This window comes from Klebsiella sp. RIT-PI-d (assembly GCF_001187865.1).
Taxonomy (GTDB): domain Bacteria; phylum Pseudomonadota; class Gammaproteobacteria; order Enterobacterales; family Enterobacteriaceae; genus Superficieibacter.
In genome coordinates this window covers 52504-71338 of sequence record NZ_LGIT01000012.1, presented here as the reverse complement: position 1 = coordinate 71338, position 18835 = coordinate 52504, and the positions used below count along the sequence as shown (strand labels likewise).

Here is an 18835-nt window from a genome sequence, read left to right as displayed (position 1 = left end):
TTTATGATAGCGCTTTATCTCGCTTCAGGTTCCCCTCGCCGTCAGGAGCTATTGAATCAGTTGGGCGTATCGTTTGAGCGCCTTGTCCCTGGCATTGAAGAACAGCGTCAGCCAGATGAAAGCCCGACACATTATGTTGTGCGTCTGGCGAAAGAAAAGGCTCAGGCTGGCGTGGCGATGGCCGATGCCGATCGACCAGTACTGGGAGCAGACACCATTGTCGTCCTGCACGGTGAAGTGCTGGAAAAACCACGCGATGACGCGGATGCTGCGGCAATGCTGCGCAAACTTTCCGGGCAAACCCATCAGGTATTCACCGCCGTCGCACTGGCTGACCGGCATTTGGCTCTTGAAAGTCTGGTGGCGACAGAGGTGACCTTCAGGGTACTCTCAGAACAGGACATCGCCGGCTATGTGGCCAGCGGTGAACCTCAGGATAAAGCAGGTGCATACGGTATTCAGGGGCTGGGTGGTTGCTTCGTCAGGAAGATTAATGGCAGCTATCACGCCGTAGTCGGCTTACCGCTGGTGGAAACGTATGAGTTGCTGAGTAACTTTAACTCACTGCGTGAGCAAAGAGATAAACATGACGGCTGAATTGTTGGTGAACGTAACGCCCTCGGAAACCCGGGTGGCGTATATTGACGGCGGTATTCTGCAGGAAATCCACATAGAGCGCGAAGCCCGACGTGGGATCGTAGGCAATATCTACAAAGGCCGGGTGAGCCGTGTTCTTCCCGGTATGCAGGCAGCATTTGTAGATATTGGTCTCGACAAAGCCGCTTTTCTTCATGCCTCCGACATTATGCCGCATACCGAATGCGTGGCGGGTGAAGAACAAAAACAGTTTATCGTTCGCGACATTTCTGAGCTGGTCCGTCAGGGCCAGGATCTGATGGTGCAGGTGGTTAAAGATCCGCTGGGTACTAAAGGCGCACGTCTTACCACCGATATTACGCTGCCTTCACGCTACCTGGTCTTTATGCCGGGTGCCTCTCATGTGGGCGTTTCCCAGCGTATTGAGAGCGAAGCAGAACGCGAACGTCTGAAAACAATCGTCGCGGAATATTGTGACGAGCAGGGCGGATTTATCATCCGTACCGCCGCCGAAGGCGTCTGTGATAACGATCTGGCGGCGGATGCTGCCTATCTTAAGCGCGTCTGGACCAAAGTAATGGAGCGTAAAAAGCGCCATCAGACCCGCTATCAGCTATACGGCGAACTGGCGCTGGCACAACGTGTCCTGCGCGATTTTGCCGATGCCCATCTCGACCGTATCCGTGTGGATTCCCGGCTCACGTTTGAAGCGCTGCTGGAATTTACCGCGGAATATATTCCTGAAATGACCAGCAAGCTGGAACATTACAGTGGACGTCAGCCGATATTTGACCTGTTCGACGTTGAGAATGAAATCCAGCGTGCGCTGGAGCGTAAGGTTGAACTGAAGTCCGGCGGTTATTTGATTATCGATCAGACCGAAGCCATGACGACGGTCGATATTAATACCGGCGCATTTGTCGGCCACCGTAATCTGGACGAAACCATTTTTAATACTAATACCGAAGCCACGCAGGCCATTGCCCGGCAGCTTCGGTTACGTAATCTCGGCGGCATTATTATCATCGACTTTATCGACATGAATAACGATGAACATCGCCGTCGCGTGCTACATTCACTTGAACAGGCACTAAGCAAGGATCGGGTAAAAACCAGCATTAACGGTTTTTCGCAGCTTGGCCTGGTTGAAATGACCCGCAAACGTACGCGGGAAAGCGTTGAACACGTGTTATGTCACGAATGCCCCACCTGCCACGGTCGCGGCACGGTAAAAACCGTGGAAAGCGTATGTTACGAAATCATGCGTGAAATCGTCCGTGTGCATCATGCCTACGACTCCGACCGTTTTCTGGTCTACGCTTCTCCTGCGGTGGCGGAAACCCTCAAAGGTGAAGAGTCTCACGCGCTGGCTGAAGTCGAAATCTTCGTCGGTAAGCAGGTCAAAGTCCAGATTGAACCGCTCTATAATCAGGAGCAGTTTGATGTGGTGATGATGTAATACAACAGTCTGCCGTGGCCGGCTGACAAGGAGAAAGGCGTGAGGCGATTGCCGGGGATTTTACTGTTTACAGGTGCAATGCTGGTTGTCATCGTTGCCCTGGCAGTGAGCGGCTTGCGCCTCGTTCTGCCACAGCTCGACAAATGGCGTCCGACACTGCTGGCGAAAATTGAATCTTCTACTGGCGTTGCTGTTGACGCCAGTAAGATTAATGCCAGCTGGGAAAATTTTGGCCCTGTAGTGGACGTGCGTGATATCAGCGCCCGGCTTAACGATGGCGACAAGGTGTCGATAAAGCGCGTTACTCTGGCTCTCGACGTCTGGCAGAGTCTGCTCCACCTGCGCTGGCAGTTTCGCGATCTCACCTTCTGGCAGCTTAATTTCAGCACCAACACGCCGCTAATGCAAAGCAGTGATGACGGCATTAAATCAGACCGCATCAGCGACCTTTTCCTGCGCCAGTTCGACCATTTCGATCTCCGTGACAGTCATATCAGCTTTCTGACGCCTTCCGGACAGCGTGCGGAACTGACTATTCCCCAGTTGACGTGGCTTAACGGCCGCAACCGCCATCGCGCTGAAGGTGAAGTCAGTCTCTCCAGCCTGACCGGGCAGCACGGCGTCATGAAAGTGCGTATGGATCTGCGCGACGATAACGGCCTGCTGAACGACGGTAAAATCTGGGTACAGGCTGATGATATTGACGTCAAGCCGTGGCTGGGCCGCTGGATGCAGGACAACGTGGCGCTTGAGACGGCGCAATTCAGTCTGGAAGGCTGGGTCGATCTGACCAAAGGCGATGTTTCAGGCGGCGATATCTGGCTGAAAAAGGGGGGAGCGAGCTGGAAAGGCAATGATGAAACGCATCGGCTCTCCGTTGATAACCTGACAGCACATATCTCAGGCGGCCAGGACGGCTGGGAATTTCGTATTCCTGATACGCGTATCACTATCGACAATAAGCCGTGGCCGCGTGGGGCGCTGGCGCTGGCATGGATCCCCGAACAGGACGTTGGCGGTCAAGATCGCGTGCAGAGCGATGAGTTTCGCATTCGTGCCAGCCATCTTGAACTAAGCGGCCTGGAAGGGTTACTCCCGATTGCCGATAAAATATCGCCGAAACTGGGTGAAATCTGGCGCGCCACGGAGCCTTCCGGGAACATTAACTCGCTGGCGCTTGATATTCCGCTGAAAGCAACGGATAAAACCCGCTTTAATGCGACCTGGCAGGATCTGGCCTGGAAACAGTGGAAGATGCTACCCGGTGCCGAGCACTTTTCCGGGAACATTGTGGGCAGCGTAGAAAATGCGTCGATGACGGTTAATATGGATCGGGCCAAAATGCCTTACGACCTGGTCTTCCGTGCGCCGCTGGAAATCGAAAAGGGCGTTGCCACACTAAACTGGATCAAGAACGAACACGGTTTCATGCTCGACGGTCGGCATATTGACGTTAAGGCGACAGGCGTTCACGCCGGAGGTAACTTCCGTTATCTGCAGCCCAAAGAGGGTGAGCCATGGCTGGGTATTCTGGCCGGAGCCGATGCCAGCGATGCCTCGCAGGCATGGCGCTATTTTCCCGAAAACCTGATGGGCAAAAAGCTGGTGGATTATCTCAGCGGCGCCATTCAGGGCGGGCAAGCGGATAATGCAACCATCGTCTTTGGCGGGAACCCGCACCTTTTCCCCTATAAGCATAATGAAGGGCAGTTTGAAGTGCTGGCGGCGGTTCGCAATGCTACTTATGCTTTTCAGCCAGACTGGCCTGCGCTCACGAAACAGGATCTGGTCCTCGACTTTATTAATGACGGAATGTGGATCAACGCTGACAGCGCCCGACTCGGAGGGGTGGAAGCGCGCAATCTTCGGGTTGCTATTCCGGATTACGTCAAACTCAAACTGCTTATTGATGCTGACCTGCACGGGCCAGGTAAAGACGTTGGTCCTTATTTTGAACAGACGCCGCTGAATGATTCACTGGGTGCCACGTTACAGCAGCTGCAGCTTGATGGCGATGTGAATGCTCGCTTACATCTTGATATCCCGCTGGAGGGCGAGAATGTGACTGCTCTGGGTGATGTCACGTTAAAAAACAACAGCCTGTACATAAAACCGCTGGACTCGACGCTCAAAAATCTGAGCGGCGCGTTTCATTTTGAAAATGGTAATCTGCAAAGTGGGCCGATGCAGGCAAACTGGTTTAATCAACCGCTTAAAGTGGATTTTTCCACGACCGAAGGCAAGAAAGCCTTTCAGGTTGCTGTCAATATGAATGCTAACTGGCAGCCTGCGCGTATGGGCATTCTGCCAAAACAGGTTAACGATGCGCTCGCTGGCACGGTTCCGTGGCAGGGTAAAGTTAATATCGACCTGCCTTACGGCGGCGGCACCAATTACAACGTAAACCTGACCGGCGACCTGAAGAATGTAAGTAGTCACTTACCTGAGCCTGTCAGCAAATCTGCGGGCGTGCCTCTGTCGGTGAACGTCAGGGCTAAAGGCGATCTGAATCACTTCGATCTGACGGGGAATGTTGGTAAAGAGAGCCATTTTAATAGCCGCTGGTTACTGGATAAAAAACTCACGCTCGATCGCGCAATCGTGACCACCGACAGCCGGACGATGCCGCGCTTACCCTCGCAGTCAGGCATAGAACTGAATTTACCCCCTATGGACGGCGCGCAATGGCTGGCGCTGTTCCAGAAAGGCGCGGCAAGCAACGTCAGCAGCGCCGCGAGTTTCCCGCAAAATATCACGCTGCGAACGCCTGCGCTGGCGCTCGGCGGCCAGCAGTGGAATAACCTGAGTATTGTCTCGCAGCCGGTGGCGGGCGGTACGCGCGTCGACGCGCAGGGCCGTGAAATTAATGCCTCGCTCACGATGCGCGATGACGCACCGTGGCTGGCGGCGATCCGCTATCTCTACTTTAATCCGAATACCAAAGCCCTGAGTGGCAATGGCAGCGGTGCTGGCTCTGACGCACCGTTTACGTCCCGTAGTGTTGATTTCCGCGGCTGGCCTGACGCCCAGTTGCGCTGCGCAGAGTGCTGGTTCTGGGGGCAAAAATATGGGCGCATTGACGCAGATGTGAAGATTAAGGGCGATACGCTGACGCTGGCTAACGGACTGGTCGATACCGCTTTTGGTCGTCTGACCACCAATGGCGTATGGGTAAATACTCCGGGCCAACAGCGAACGTCATTGAAAGGCAAAATTAACGGCCGCAAACTGGACTCCGCACTGGGATTCTTTGGCGTGGTCTCGCCAATCCGCGATTCCTCTTTCAACCTTGATTACGATCTTCACTGGCGTAATGCCCCGTGGCAGCCTGATGTGTCGTCATTGAACGGCGTTCTACATGCCCGTCTGGGCAAGGGCGAATTTACCGATATCAGCACCGGACATGCAGGGCAGTTATTGCGACTGGTCAGTGTGGATGCGCTGCTGCGCAAGCTGCGTTTCGATTTCAGCGATACCTTCAGCGAAGGTTTCTGGTTTGACTCTATTCGCAGTACCGCCTGGATCAAAGACGGCACGCTGCATACCGACGATACCCTGGTCGACGGGCTGGAGGCCGACATCGCGATGCAGGGCTCTATTAATCTGGTACGCCGTGAATTGAATATGGAAGCCGTAGTGGCTCCGGAAATTTCCGCAACCGTCGGCGTTGCCGCGGCATTTGCCGTCAACCCGATTGTCGGTGCAGCCGTTTTCGCGGCCAGCAAAGTGCTGGGACCATTGTGGAATAAAGTTTCTATCCTGCGCTATCGCATCACCGGCCCAATCGATAAGCCGCAAATTAACGAGGTACTGCGTCAAACGCGCGATGGCAAAAAGCAATGATTTGACGACAGCTATGAATTGCCTCAATCTCAATAGATACGTTTTTTTATCGCCAGCGACGCTGGCAACCAAAGAGTAGCAAATAATGAGTCTGAATCTGGTAAGTGAACACCTGCTTTCTGCAAACGGCCTGAATCATCAGGATCTGTTTGCCATTCTCGGCCAGTTGACCGAACGTCGCCTTGATTATGGCGATCTCTATTTTCAGTCGAGCTACCACGAATCCTGGATCCTGGAAGACCGCATTATTAAAGATGGCTCATATAACATCGACCAGGGCGTCGGTGTACGAGCAGTCAGCGGCGAAAAAACGGGTTTTGCCTACGCCGATCAAATAAGCAAAGTGGCGCTGGAGCAGAGCGCACTGGCGGCACGCACTATCGTGCGTGATGCAGGTGATGGCCGCGTGCAGACGCTGGGCGCGGTGGAACATCGTGCCCTGTATACCAGTATTGATCCGCTGCAAAGCATGAGCCGTGAAGACAAACTCGATATTCTGCGCCGTGTAGACAATATAGCCCGCGCGGCCGACAAACGGGTGCAGGAGGTTTCTGCCAGCCTGACCGGCGTATATGAACTGATCCTCGTGGCCGCCACTGACGGGACGCTGGCCGCCGACGTTCGTCCGCTGGTGCGCTTATCCGTCAGCGTTCAGGTGGAAGAGGATGGCAAGCGCGAGCGCGGTGCCAGCGGTGGCGGCGGTCGTTTTGGCTATGACTATTTTCTTGCCGATGAAGACGGTGACGTGCGGGCTGACGCGTGGGCGAAAGAAGCCGTGCGAATGGCATTGGTCAACCTTTCAGCAGTGGCAGCACCCGCAGGGACGATGCCGGTGGTATTAGGCGCGGGCTGGCCTGGCGTGCTGCTTCATGAAGCGGTCGGTCATGGTCTTGAAGGCGACTTTAACCGTCGGGGTACCTCGGTATTCAGCGGCCATCTCGGGGAGCTGGTCGCATCTGAACTGTGTACCGTAGTGGATGACGGCACCATAGCCGACCGCCGTGGTTCACTCGCCATTGATGATGAAGGCGTTCCGGGCCAGTACAATGTACTTATCGAAAACGGCGTGCTGAAAGGGTATATGCAGGACAAGCTCAATGCGCGTCTGATGGGGGTTGCCCCCACCGGCAACGGTCGTCGTGAATCCTATGCTCACCTGCCGATGCCGCGTATGACCAATACCTATATGCTGGCGGGGAAATCCACGCCGCAGGAAATCATTGAATCAGTCGAATACGGGATTTATGCCCCGAACTTTGGCGGCGGTCAGGTCGATATCACCTCCGGTAAGTTTGTTTTCTCCACCTCCGAAGCCTATCTCATCGAAAACGGTAAAGTGACCACGCCGGTGAAAGGTGCCACGTTGATCGGCTCCGGAATTGAGGCCATGCAGCAGATTTCAATGGTCGGCAACGATCTGAAACTGGATAAAGGCGTCGGCGTATGTGGTAAAGAGGGACAAAGTCTGCCTGTCGGAGTAGGTCAGCCGACGCTGAAAGTTGACAATCTGACCGTTGGCGGAACCGCATAACGTTCTGACATGATTTACCGGGTATTAGCCTGGTCTTATCTGCATCTATTAGCTAAGCCTGCCCGGTAAGCGCAGCGACAACGGGCAGGTCGCACATCGCTAAGGCTATTTTTTGCCGCGTTCGCGCATTTCCTGATATACGCGGGCGACCTCTACGAAATACTCGGTAAGCGCATTAATACAGACCTGCACCTTCAGCGGCAGCTTATCTTTTTCCGTATATAGCGCATAAACCGGGCGCGGATCGGCCTGATAACGCGGCAGCACAATCTCCAGTTCGCCACGGTTAATCTCATCGATCACCCACATTAACGGGACATAAGCGATCCCGGCTCCGGCGACCAGCCATCGGGTAAGAGTCATTGGATCGTTGGTCACGAATCTTCCCTCCGGGATCAGACGCGTTGAGATCCCCTCCGGGGCAATCAGCTCGAATTCATTATCCGGACGCACGCTGTACTGGAGCCATGAGTGACTGGCAAGCTCGGCGGGCTTTTCCGGTATTCCGGCCTGCCGGAGATAACATTGTGCCGCACAGACCACCATTGGCATCGCCCCCAGTCGACGGGAAAACAGACTCGAATCCTGCAATGCGCCAACGCGAATAGCCACATCCAGACCGTCGGCGATCAAATCCGGGGCCGGAATGCCGGTCACCAGGTTTACCGCCAGTCCGGGATACTTTTTCAGCATCTCTGCGGTGATTTTAGCGAGGACATTTTGTGCCATAGTTGAAGAACAGCCAATGCGTAACGTACCAATGGGCGTGTTATTAAACGCATATAGATGCTCATGAACATCCTGCACTTCATGCATCATTCGACGGCAGCCCTGATAGTAAATTTTACCCGCTTCGGTAAGCGCAAGACTTCGTGTACTGCGGTTTAGCAGTTTGACCTGCAATTCATCCTCAAGCTTTGATACCGTCTGGCTGAGCGATGATACGCTCATTTGCAGCTGGCGTGCGGCAGCAGTAAATGAGCCGTGTTCGACGACTTTGGCAAAAACTGACATGCGTTTGAGACGTTCCATTGTTCACTCTGGCTTAAAAGTGATTTAGATCACATAATATAGATCACCACAGAACGATTACGCTAATATATTGTTAGCCACATAACTATTTTATCGCACTCTCCTGCATTCTCGCTAATCAAGGTCAACATGAGTCTGTTTCCTGTCATTGTGATTTTCGGCTTGTCCTTTCCGCCGATCTTCTTTGAATTGCTATTGTCTCTGCCCCTTTTTTGGCTGGTACATCGCGTGCTGGTCCCCACCGGGATTTACGATTTTGTCTGGCATCCCGCACTCTTTAATACCGCGTTGTATTGCTGCCTGGTGTATTTGATATCGCGTTTGTTCGTCTGAGGTGGATGTGAAAACACAAATAAGAAAATTTTCCCGTATTGCGATTACCGTAATACTGGTTCTGCTGGCCTTTACTGCCATCTTCCACGCATGGCGCTACTATACGGAATCGCCGTGGACGCGTGATGCGCGTTTCAGCGCTGATGTCGTTGCGATTGCCCCGGACGTCGCCGGGCTTATCACCCAGGTCGAGGTAAAAGATAACCAACTGGTCAACAAGGATCAGGTATTGTTCACTATCGATCGTCCTCGCTATCAAAAAGCGGTCGAAGAAGCTGAAGCCGACGTTGCCTATTATAACGCTCTGGCGGCTGAAAAACGGCGCGAGGCCGGACGACGCAATCAGTTAGGTGTCCAGGCCATGTCGCGGGAAGAAATTGACCAGGCCAATAACATTCTGCAAACCGTGCTGCATCAGTTGGCGAAGGCAGAGGCGACGCGCGATCTGGCAAAACTGGATCTGGAGCGTACCGTTATTCGTGCCCCTGCCGACGGTTGGGTGACTAACCTGAACGTCTACAGCGGTGAATTTATTACCCGCGGCTCTACGGCCGTGGCGCTGGTGAAGAAAAACAGCTTCTATATTCAGGCCTATATGGAAGAGACCAAGCTGGAAGGTGTTCGCCCGGGCTACCGGGCAGAAATTACCCCGCTCGGCAGCAATCGCGTGATCAAGGGTACTGTCGACAGCATCGCAGCTGGCGTGACCAATGCCAGCAGCAGTAACGATGCCAAAGGCATGGCGACGATTGACTCAAATCTGGAATGGGTTCGCCTGGCACAGCGCGTGCCGGTACGCATTCGCCTCGATAGCCAGAGTAAAAACCTGTGGCCGGCCGGAACAACCGCAACCGTGGTCATCACCGGCGAACAGGATCGCGATGTCGGGCAGATGACATTCTTCCAGAAACTGGCGCTGCGTCTGCGCGAGTTTGGCTAACCAGATGGGTATTTTTTCCATTGCCACTCAACATCTGCGCTTTGCCGTTAAGCTGGCCTGCGCCATTGTACTGGCGCTGTTTGTCGGCTTTCATTTTCAGCTTGAAACGCCGCGCTGGGCTGTTTTGACGGCGGCGATAGTGGCGGCAGGTCCGGCATTCGCTGCGGGCGGCGAACCGTGGTCGGGAGCCATCCGCTATCGCGGGATGCTGCGTATTATTGGCACCTTTATCGGCTGTATTGCTGCCCTGACCATTATTATCCTGATGATCCGCGCACCGCTACTGATGGTTCTGGTGTGCTGCGTGTGGGCCGGATTTTGTACCTGGCTTTCATCGCTGGTGCGGGTTGAAAACTCCTATGCGCTGGGACTGGCTGGCTATACGGCGCTGATCATTGTGATTACGATCCAGACGGCACCGCTACTCACCCCTCAATTTGCCGTCGAACGCTGTAGCGAAATTGTTATTGGTATTGTCTGCGCGATTGTTGCCGATCTCCTGTTCTCACCCCGCTCGATCAAGCAGGTGATCGACATTGAACTGGATAACCTGCTGGTTGAGCAATATCGCCTGATGCAGCTTTGCATTCAGTACGGTGATGGCGAAGAGGTAGACCGGGCATGGGGTGCACTGCTGCGCCGTACGGCAGCGCTGGACGGGATGCGCAGTAATCTGCAGATGGAGTCTTCCCGCTGGTCGCGCGCAAGTCGTCGCCTGAAAGCGCTGAATACCGTTTCGCTCACCCTTATTACGCAGGCGTGTGAAAGCTATATTATGCAAAGTACCCGGCCTGAAATGGTCACGGATACCTGGCGTGACATCTTTTCCACCCCGGTCGCGGATGCGCAGGATGTGCGCCGGCAACTGAAGCGTATTCGCCGTTTGCTGGTCTGGACCGGCGAGCGCGAAACGCCGGTGACCGTTTATAGCTGGGTTGCCGCCGCCACGCGCTATCAGCTGCTGAAACGAGGCGTGGTGAGCAATACTAAAATTAGCGCGGTAGAAGAGGAGATCCTGCAGGGGGAAGTGGTGGTCCGGGCAGATTCTGCCGAGCGTCATCATGCGATGGTCAACTTCTGGCGCACCACGCTATCCTGTATTCTCGGCACGCTATTCTGGCTGTGGACCGGCTGGACATCCGGCAGCGGCGCGATGGTGATGATTGCGGTTGTGACCTCGCTGGCCATGAGAATGCCGAACCCGCGCATGGTGGCAATCGATTTTTTCTATGGCACGCTGGTGGCACTCCCGCTGGGGGCACTGTTTTTTCTGGTCATCATCCCTTCCACTCAGCAAAGTATGTTACTGCTGTGCATCAGTCTGGCGGTACTGGCGTTTTTTGCCGGGATTGAAGTACAAAAAAGGCAGATCGGATCGCTGGGAGCGCTGGCAAGTACCATCAACGTTATTGTGCTGGATAACCCAATGACCTTTCACTTCAACCAGTTTCTTGATAACGCGCTGGGACAGATAGTGGGTTGCTCGCTGGCATTAATGGTGATCCTGCTGGTTCGGGACAACTCCCGGGCCCGAACCGGGCGCGTGCTTTTAAATCAGTTTGTGTCTGCTGCTGTTTCGGCGATGACAACCAATATGGCCCGGCGCAAAGAAAACCATCTGCCAGCCCTGTACCAACAACTTTTTCTGCTGCTGAACAAATTTCCTGGCGACGTGGCAAAGTTTCGTCTGGCGCTCACGTTGATTATCGCGCATCAGCGCCTGCGCGATGCGCCAGTGCCGGTTAACGACGATCTCTCAGCCTTTCACCGCCAGTTAAGACAGACTGCCGATCGGGTAATTTCTGCCGGCAATGATGATAAACGCTGCGCCCGCTTTGCTGAGCTTTTGCAGGAGCTTGACGTTTATCAGGAAAAACTCCGCTACTGGCAGGCGTCGCCGCAGGTCACTGAACCGGTATATCGACTGGTTACCATGCTGCATAAATACCAACACGCCCTGACCAGCCGTTAAGTTTGTGGCACAAAATGGAAAAACCGACGCCAGAAGCGTCGGTTTTTTTATGGCTATACTTAACGCTCTATAAGAAATACATCGGGAGGGACCATGGCAGCACAGACACTTCAGGAACACGAACTCTTTCAAACAGGGTATCTGGTAGATGGAGTCTGGAAAACGCTTGACGCCACTTTTGATGTCGTCAACCCGGCCACCGGAGAAACCATTGCCCGTGTGGCAAAAGCCGGTAAAAAAGAGACCGAAGATGCTATTGCTGCGGCCAGCAGAGCTTTCCCTGGCTGGCGTGCACAAACGGCTAAACAACGTTCAGAAATCCTCTATCGCTGGTACCAGCTGATTATTGAGAATAAACGCTGGCTGGCACAACTGATGACCACCGAACAGGGAAAACCGCTCAAAGAAGCTGAAGGCGAAGTAGAGTATGCCGCCAGCTTCATTCAGTGGTTTGCTGAGCAGGCCAAACGCGCTAACGGAGAGATCATTCCGCCCGCGAAGCCTGGCTCACGTATTCTGGCAACGCGTGAACCGGTAGGCGTGATTGCCGCGATCACGCCGTGGAACTTCCCGATGGCCATGCTCACCCGCAAACTTGGTCCGGCGCTGGCCGCAGGTTGTACCGGCGTCATTAAGCCTGCAAATAATACGCCGCTGAGCGCTTTTGCACTGCTGCAACTGGCGAAAAAAGCCGGCGTGCCGGATGGCGTTCTGAATGCGGTTGCCGGGAGTACGTCTGAAATCAGCGACGCCATTATGGCCAGCCCTGAGGTACGTAAAATCACCTTTACCGGCTCGACTGCAGTCGGGAAAACGCTGGTACGTAACTCCGCTGATACGATGAAAAAAATCTCTATGGAACTGGGTGGCAATGCGCCTTACATCGTTTTCGACGATGCAGACATTGATGCGGCGGTGCAGGGGGCGGTGGCCAATAAGTTCCGTAACGCCGGGCAGGTGTGCGTCAGCGTTAACCGTTTTTATGTGCAGGAAAATATCTACGACAGCTTTGTACACAAGCTTAGCGATGCTGTTAGCGCGCTGAAAGTCGGAAACGGGATGGAAGAGGGCGTTATTGTCGGCCCCCTGATTGAACCCTCTGCTGTTGAGAAGGTACGTGAGCATATTGACGATGCCGTTAATAAAGGCGCAAAAGTGCTCACCGGCGGTCAGGCACACGCATCAGGAGGAAACTTCTGGCAGCCTACTGTACTTGGCGACTGCAACGATGGGATGAAACTGGCACAGGAAGAAACGTTTGGGCCGCTGGCTGCCTGTTTTCGCTTTACCTCCGAAGAAGAAGTGATTCAGCGAGCCAACAATACGCCGTTTGGTCTTGCTGCCTACTTTTATACGCAAAATTTGCAGCGCGTCTTCCGGGTTTCCCAGGCGCTGGAGAGCGGCATGATTGGCATCAACGAATGTGCTGTTTCGACTGAAGTCGCGCCTTTTGGCGGCGTAAAAGAGTCCGGACTGGGGCGCGAAGGATCGGTACTGGGGCTGGACGAGTTTCTGGAAGTAAAAACTCTGCATATTGGCGGATTGTAAGCAGCCGGGCGGGTGACACCGCCCATCAGGTCTGGACCGGGCAATGAAAACGTATACTTTTGACTTTACGACAATAAAAAATCAAAACGACTTCTACCGTGAATTTACGCGCGTATTTGCTCTCAATGAGGGACAAGTGGACGATCTGGATTCACTGTGGGAATGGGTTATGGGCAATGTATTGCCGCTACCGCTGGAAATCAATTTCATCCACCTTAATGAGGCAAGACGTCGACGTTACGGCGCGCTGATTTTGTTATTTGATGAGGCAGAAGAGGAGCTGGAAGGACAGTTACGCTTTAATGTACGCCAGTAAATAAAAAAGCCCCCGGCGAGCGGGGGCAAGTCGTCAGTCTCGACGACGAGGGTTTACTTATAAAGTTCTGCGGTGGCGTGCCAGTGGTCACCGGTACGCGCTTCGATAATGCGGTAGGCAGATGCGCCTTGCTCAGCAGCTTTCTGGTCCAGCATTTCACGCATATCCATTGGCGCGGTACCGATGGCTCCGACCGATACCGTGCCGATAGCTTCGCGGTTCAGTGCCTGATCGCTGGAGAGAGAATCTGCGGCAAATGCACCAAAAGAGAGAACGGAAAGCAGGCTCAGTGTTGCAACAGTTGTTTTAATTTTCATGGTATTAACCTCGTCTCGAATTTTTTCGTAAGGGTCTTATTTCGTGACCCCCATCACAAAATCAAGTATACACTAATAACGCGGAAAATTAATACCAGACTAACTATAACATTAGTTAATAAGTTTTAAGAATGTTTGGACCTATAACTGAATGGAATAAAAAGCCGGCTTTTTAGGCAGTGAATTGACAATAAAGTATTGCTTATCAACGACTTGATGGAATTTGTTTTTTTGTGCTTTTTCCACAAGAATTATTCACTGCGTGAATGTTTTGAGGCCGTATATCGCACTAAGTGTTAAATTAAAAGCAGGTGATTATGAGGTTTTCAGACGAGAACAGCAGATTCCCCTCCAGAATGCCCTGAAGGGAAGGGTGGGTTACAGCTCTTGTTCGAACAGCGAGAGGATCGCGTCGTACAACTCTTTTACCGTGAAATCACGCGCGGGGGTGGTAAAAATCGTATCATCACCCGCAATCGTGCCAAGAATACCTTCTGCTTTGCCTAAAGAATCCAGTAAGCGGGCAATAAGCTGCGCCGCACCCGGACTGGTATGAATGACGACAACGGCATCGTTATAGTCAATATCCAGTACCAGATTTTTCAGCGGACTGGAGGTGGTCGGTACGCCCAGCTCTGCGGGCAGGCAATAAACCATTTCCATTTTTGCATTACGCGTTCTTACCGCGCCGAACTTCGTCAACATGCGGGAGACTTTGGACTGGTTGATATTATCGAAGCCCTCTTCCTGCAACGCCTGAACAATCTCTCCCTGAGAACTGAACTTTTCTTCTTTGAGCAGCGCTTTAAACGCTTTCACTAACTCTTCTTGTTTAGTCGAGCTTCGCATAAATCATCCTTATTCTGACCATACTGGCACCATTATTATGCATAATAATGAATTTTTATGCAAACTATCTGCCATGAATTAGGCTGAAATAATGTTATGAAAGGGAATGATTTTATCAAATTTAGTTATCAAGAAACATGGCTGAATCACCAGAAGGGGATCGGTTTAAAAGTAAATTAATTGTTATCAAATTGATGTTGTTTTGGTTGCCATCAACGGTGTAATGTAACCTCGCGTTGACACATTACTCGAAGTGACATGTCATTCACACCAAAAACATATTGTGCCTTTCTGAGGACAATATTGCGCGTGATGACGCATTAAACGCGTACGATATTTGTATTTAGCAATGTCGTTAACTACTGTCACTGCAATGGAGTAACGGTCAATTATTTTAACCATAATAAGGAGTTTAGGATGAAAGTTGCAGTCCTCGGCGCTGCGGGCGGTATCGGCCAGGCGCTTGCCCTACTACTGAAAACCCAGCTGCCTTCAGGCTCAGAACTCTCCCTGTACGATATCGCGCCCGTGACCCCCGGCGTCGCTGTTGATCTTAGCCACATTCCGACCGATGTTAAGATTAAAGGTTTCTCTGGTGAAGATGCGACCCCGGCACTCGAAGGGGCAGATGTGGTGCTGATTTCTGCAGGTGTCGCACGTAAACCGGGTATGGATCGCTCAGATCTGTTCAACGTTAACGCCGGCATCGTCAAAAATTTGGTGCTGCAAATCACCAAAGCGTGTCCGAAAGCGTGCATCGGTATTATTACCAACCCGGTTAACACCACCGTGGCCATTGCGGCAGAAGTGCTTAAAAACGCGGGCGTCTACGATAAGAATAAGCTTTTTGGCGTGACGACGCTGGACATCATCCGCTCTAATACCTTTGTTGCCGAATTGAAAGGTAAGAAAGCGACAGACGTGGAAGTGCCGGTTATCGGCGGACACTCCGGCGTGACTATCCTGCCGCTGCTGTCACAAATTCCGGGCGTGAGCTTCTCAGAGCAGGAAATTACCGATCTGACCAAACGTATTCAGAATGCGGGCACTGAAGTGGTAGATGCCAAAGCCGGTGGCGGCTCTGCAACGCTCTCTATGGGGCAGGCAGCCGCACGCTTCGGTCTTTCGCTGGTCCGCGCGCTTCAGGGCGAACAGGGCGTAGTAGAATGCGCCTATGTTGAAGGTGACGGTAAGCACGCCCGTTTCTTCTCACAGCCGCTGTTACTGGGTAAAACCGGTATTGAAGAGCGCCAGCCTTACGGCGAGCTGAGCACATTTGAGCAGCAGGCGCTGGACGGTATGCTGGAAACGCTGAATAAAGATATTCAACTCGGCGAAGAGTTCGTGAATAAGCAGTAAGATCGCCCTTCGCAATAGATAGCCCGGTAGCGTCCTGCTTACCGGGCCTGCATCCGATGTAAAACGCGTTGCCGGTAAATTTTTTTACAGGTCTGGTAAGTCGGCTCTGCTATGCCTACTCGGTTGCCGGGTATTCCTGAATCGTGACATTCAGCTCCAGCTTTTTATCTTCACGCATCACTTCCACCGGGATCACTGAACCTGGACGGATCTCCGCCACCTGATCCATTGTTTCCAGCGCAGAAACTGCCGGTTTGGTATTTACCGAGACAATGACATCGTTAACCTGAATGCCGGCTTCTGCTGCCGGGCCGCCAGGCGAAACTTCATTGACTACAATCCCCTGAATCTGATCGATTCCGGCTCCCTGGGCGTGAAGCGGGGCAATCTCACGGCCACCAATACCGATATAACCGCGGATCACGCGGCCATCGCGGATCAGCTTATCCATAATTTTAGTTGCCAGCTGGAAGGGGATGGCAAAACCAATCCCCTCAGGCGTTTCGCCGTCATTACTTTTATCAAAAGAGAGGGTATTGATGCCCATCAGCTCGCCAAGCGAGTTAATGAGTGCGCCACCGGAGTTACCGTGGTTGATAGAGGCGTCAGTTTGCAGGAAGTTCTGCCGACCCGATGGATTAAGGCCGATACGTCCCGTCGCGCTGATGATCCCCTGGGTGATGGTCTGCCCAAGGTTATAAGGATTGCCAATCGCCAGAACGACGTCACCGATGTGCGGTGTTCGCTTACGGTTAATTGGGATCACCGGCAGACCTGCGCTGGCGGTAATTTTGAGCACGGCCAGATCGGTCAGGCTGTCTGAGCCTACCAGCAATGCTTCAAAAACGCGTCCGTCCTGGAGCGCAACGATGATCTGGTCCGCATCATTAATGACGTGTTTATTGGTAACAATGTAGCCACGCTCATCCATAATCACGCCGGATCCGAGCGTACGGATTTCGAGTTGATTATGACTGGAGGTGTTCATGCCGCGATTATAAACGTTCACCACCGCAGGCGCGGCGCGGCGCACGGCCTGATTGTAGCTGACAGGTGATTCATCAGTGCTGTCATATTTGGGCGTAGAGTGGACGTTCCACTGGCGTAAAGAAGGCATAGCCGCCAGTAAAAGACCGCCGACAATTAAACCAATAGCCACCGAGCGTAAAAGCTTCACAAGCATGATGCGGATATCATTGATAAGTAAACCGTCGCAGCATAGCACGACTTATGCGGACATCCCATGCCGGGCGATGTCCGCAGGTGCCAACCGTTAACGCAGAAGCAGATAGATGCTCTCATTTCCGCGCACAATATTCAGCGCAATCACCGGTGGTTTCGTTTCCAGTGCTTTGCGCATTTCAGCGATAGACTGGATACGCTGCCGGTTTAGACCGGTGATCACATCGCCTTTATGCAGTCCGACCTGAGCTGCCGCACTGTCTTTTTCAACCTCATCCACCGTGATGCCCTTAGTGCCGTCTTTTAACTGACCGTCGCTCAGCTTCGCCCCCTGCAAGGCAGGCGCAATCATCTCGGCGCTGGCAGACGAGGACGTGCTCTTATCAAGCGTAACCTCCACGTCCAGCGGCTTGCCGTCGCGTAGCAGTCCAAGCTTCACTTTGCTGCCCGGCGCGGTGGTTGCGATGCGCGAACGTAATTCGGCAAAGCTGTTTAACGGTTTATCATTAAGGCTGACGATCACATCACCCGATTTTATTCCCGCCTTTGCCGAGCCGGAATTGCGTAAGACTTCGCTGACAAATGCGCCGCGTGTGACGTTCAGATTGAAGGCTTTAGCAATGTCCGAAGACATCTCCATACCTTTAATGCCCAGTAAACCGCGTTTAATTTCGCCAAACTGGATCAGCTGTTGAGCCAGCGTGCGCGCCATATTACTGGGGATTGCAAAGCCGATACCCACGCTGCCGCCGCTCGGCGCAAGGATGGCGGTATTGATGCCGATCAGCTCGCCGTTAAGATTAAGCAACGCGCCGCCTGAGTTACCGCGATTAATCGAGGCATCGGTTTGAATGAAGTTTTCCAGTCCTTCCAGATTCAGGCCGCTGCGCCCCAGCGCGGAGACGATCCCGGAGGTTGCGGTTTGCCCCAGTCCAAAAGGATTACCCACCGCCACCGCAAAATCACCGACGCGCAGTTTGTCAGAATCAGCAATCGCAATCTGGGTCAGGTTAGTGGCATTCTGAATTTGCAGCAGGGCGATATCGCTCTGATCGTCGCTGCCAATTAATTTGGCTTCAAACTCGCGACCATCATTTAGCTGGATGTTAATCTTCTGCGCCTGATTAATAACGTGATTATTCGTCAGAATATAGCCTTTGGCAGCATCAATAATCACGCCGGAGCCAAGCCCTTCAAAAGGCTGCGGCTGTTGATTCGGGGCGGCATCGCCGAAAAATTTCTTCAACTCTTCCGGCACTTTTGCACCCTGTACTGCGGTGCCTTCAACCTGAACGCTGACCACCGCAGGCAGTACTTTTTCCAGCATGGGAGCCAGGCTTGGCAGCGCCGCCTGACCAGGGATCTGTGACGGCAGTGCCGCAACAGCCGTAAACGGTGCCGAAAGAGATAACCCGACACTTAACGCTAAAGCACTCAACAACAGGGTTTGTTTCTTCATTGATGCTGGCTCTCATACCTGGAGTGAAAGAAGACCATCCCAAAACAGTTTGATGTTATTGAAAATGTGGCCGGGTCACAATGCGATAATGATTAAAT

15 protein-coding genes are annotated in these 18835 nt (G+C 53.0%); 10 read left to right on the top strand and 5 right to left on the bottom strand.

Annotated features, from left to right (window positions below):
• The first annotated feature begins 3 nt into the window (after positions 1-3).
• The 4 genes from AC791_RS17245 to tldD all read left to right on the top strand — a co-directional run bounded on the left by AC791_RS17245 (position 4) and on the right by tldD (position 7430).
• Positions 4-597, top strand: coding sequence for a Maf family protein (locus AC791_RS17245; RefSeq protein WP_049841726.1), 594 nt, complete (start codon positions 4-6; stop codon positions 595-597).
• Positions 587-2056 carry a ribonuclease G gene (gene rng / locus AC791_RS17240; RefSeq protein WP_049841725.1) on the top strand — a complete coding sequence of 490 codons (1470 nt, stop codon included), beginning with the start codon at positions 587-589 and terminating at the stop codon, positions 2054-2056. Before AC791_RS17245 ends, rng begins: the two co-directional genes overlap by 11 nt.
• Positions 2057-2095: 39 nt before the next feature.
• Complete coding sequence (gene yhdP / locus AC791_RS17235; protein ID WP_049841724.1) at positions 2096-5899, top strand: AsmA2 domain-containing protein YhdP; 3804 nt, start codon at positions 2096-2098, stop codon at positions 5897-5899.
• A gap of 85 nt (positions 5900-5984) precedes the next feature.
• Positions 5985-7430, top strand: coding sequence for a metalloprotease TldD (gene tldD, locus AC791_RS17230; protein WP_049841723.1), 1446 nt, complete (start codon positions 5985-5987; stop codon positions 7428-7430).
• 105 nt (positions 7431-7535) lie between these two features.
• On the opposite strand, the gene aaeR is transcribed toward tldD, so the two are convergent.
• The gene (aaeR, locus tag AC791_RS17225) at positions 7536-8462 is read right to left on the bottom strand and encodes an HTH-type transcriptional activator AaeR (RefSeq protein ID WP_049841722.1); all 927 of its coding nucleotides are present in this window, start codon (positions 8460-8462) and stop codon (positions 7536-7538) included.
• 129 nt (positions 8463-8591) lie between these two features.
• Here aaeR and aaeX point away from each other — a divergent pair, with 129 nt between their 5' ends.
• The 5 genes from aaeX (at position 8592) to AC791_RS17200 (ending at position 13571) form a co-directional block, all read left to right on the top strand.
• Complete coding sequence (gene aaeX / locus AC791_RS17220; RefSeq protein WP_049841721.1) at positions 8592-8795, top strand: p-hydroxybenzoic acid efflux pump operon protein AaeX; 204 nt, start codon at positions 8592-8594, stop codon at positions 8793-8795.
• Between the two features lie 7 nt (positions 8796-8802).
• A complete protein-coding gene (gene aaeA, locus AC791_RS17215) occupies positions 8803-9735 on the top strand; it encodes a p-hydroxybenzoic acid efflux pump subunit AaeA (RefSeq protein ID WP_049841750.1) in 933 nt (310 codons plus the stop codon).
• 4 nt (positions 9736-9739) lie between these two features.
• Positions 9740-11707, top strand: coding sequence for a p-hydroxybenzoic acid efflux pump subunit AaeB (aaeB, locus tag AC791_RS17210; RefSeq protein ID WP_049841720.1), 1968 nt, complete (start codon positions 9740-9742; stop codon positions 11705-11707).
• Positions 11708-11800: 93 nt separating this feature from the next.
• Complete coding sequence (locus tag AC791_RS17205) at positions 11801-13255, top strand: NAD-dependent succinate-semialdehyde dehydrogenase (protein ID WP_049841719.1); 1455 nt, start codon at positions 11801-11803, stop codon at positions 13253-13255.
• A gap of 43 nt (positions 13256-13298) precedes the next feature.
• Positions 13299-13571 (top strand): hypothetical protein, encoded by a 273-nt coding sequence (locus tag AC791_RS17200; protein WP_049841718.1) that lies wholly within the window; start codon positions 13299-13301, stop codon positions 13569-13571.
• A gap of 53 nt (positions 13572-13624) precedes the next feature.
• Here the strand turns inward: AC791_RS17200 and yhcN are convergent, their stop codons facing one another.
• Together yhcN and argR are read right to left on the bottom strand one after the other, a co-directional pair.
• Entirely contained in the window at positions 13625-13888 is a 264-nt protein-coding gene (yhcN, locus tag AC791_RS17195) for a peroxide/acid stress response protein YhcN (protein WP_049841717.1), read from the bottom strand.
• A gap of 378 nt (positions 13889-14266) precedes the next feature.
• Positions 14267-14737 (bottom strand): transcriptional regulator ArgR, encoded by a 471-nt coding sequence (gene argR / locus AC791_RS17190; protein WP_049841716.1) that lies wholly within the window; start codon positions 14735-14737, stop codon positions 14267-14269.
• A 417-nt stretch (positions 14738-15154) separates the two neighbouring features.
• Between argR and mdh the strand changes: the two genes are divergently transcribed.
• Positions 15155-16096: a malate dehydrogenase gene (mdh, locus tag AC791_RS17185; protein WP_049841715.1), complete on the top strand. Its 942-nt coding sequence runs from the start codon at positions 15155-15157 to the stop codon at positions 16094-16096.
• 115 nt (positions 16097-16211) lie between these two features.
• Here mdh and degS read toward each other — a convergent pair whose 3' ends face one another.
• Together degS and degQ are read right to left on the bottom strand one after the other, a co-directional pair.
• Complete coding sequence (gene degS, locus AC791_RS17180) at positions 16212-17279, bottom strand: outer membrane-stress sensor serine endopeptidase DegS (protein WP_049841749.1); 1068 nt, start codon at positions 17277-17279, stop codon at positions 16212-16214.
• A gap of 90 nt (positions 17280-17369) precedes the next feature.
• On the bottom strand, positions 17370-18737 hold the full coding sequence (gene degQ / locus AC791_RS17175) for a serine endoprotease DegQ (RefSeq protein WP_049841714.1): 1368 nt from the start codon (positions 18735-18737) through the stop codon (positions 17370-17372).
• Positions 18738-18835 lie beyond the last annotated feature (98 nt).

Coding starts and splice junctions, on each gene's coding strand:
- AC791_RS17245 (WP_049841726.1), top strand. CDS start 4: ATGATAGCGCTTTATCTCGCTTCAGGTTCCCCTCGCCGTCAGGAGCTA.
- rng (WP_049841725.1), top strand. CDS start 587: ATGACGGCTGAATTGTTGGTGAACGTAACGCCCTCGGAAACCCGGGTG.
- tldD (WP_049841723.1), top strand. CDS start 5,985: ATGAGTCTGAATCTGGTAAGTGAACACCTGCTTTCTGCAAACGGCCTG.
- aaeR (WP_049841722.1), bottom strand. CDS start 8,462: ATGGAACGTCTCAAACGCATGTCAGTTTTTGCCAAAGTCGTCGAACAC.
- aaeX (WP_049841721.1), top strand. CDS start 8,592: ATGAGTCTGTTTCCTGTCATTGTGATTTTCGGCTTGTCCTTTCCGCCG.
- aaeB (WP_049841720.1), top strand. CDS start 9,740: ATGGGTATTTTTTCCATTGCCACTCAACATCTGCGCTTTGCCGTTAAG.
- AC791_RS17205 (WP_049841719.1), top strand. CDS start 11,801: ATGGCAGCACAGACACTTCAGGAACACGAACTCTTTCAAACAGGGTAT.
- AC791_RS17200 (WP_049841718.1), top strand. CDS start 13,299: ATGAAAACGTATACTTTTGACTTTACGACAATAAAAAATCAAAACGAC.
- yhcN (WP_049841717.1), bottom strand. CDS start 13,888: ATGAAAATTAAAACAACTGTTGCAACACTGAGCCTGCTTTCCGTTCTC.
- argR (WP_049841716.1), bottom strand. CDS start 14,737: ATGCGAAGCTCGACTAAACAAGAAGAGTTAGTGAAAGCGTTTAAAGCG.
- mdh (WP_049841715.1), top strand. CDS start 15,155: ATGAAAGTTGCAGTCCTCGGCGCTGCGGGCGGTATCGGCCAGGCGCTT.
- degS (WP_049841749.1), bottom strand. CDS start 17,279: ATGCTTGTGAAGCTTTTACGCTCGGTGGCTATTGGTTTAATTGTCGGC.
- degQ (WP_049841714.1), bottom strand. CDS start 18,737: ATGAAGAAACAAACCCTGTTGTTGAGTGCTTTAGCGTTAAGTGTCGGG.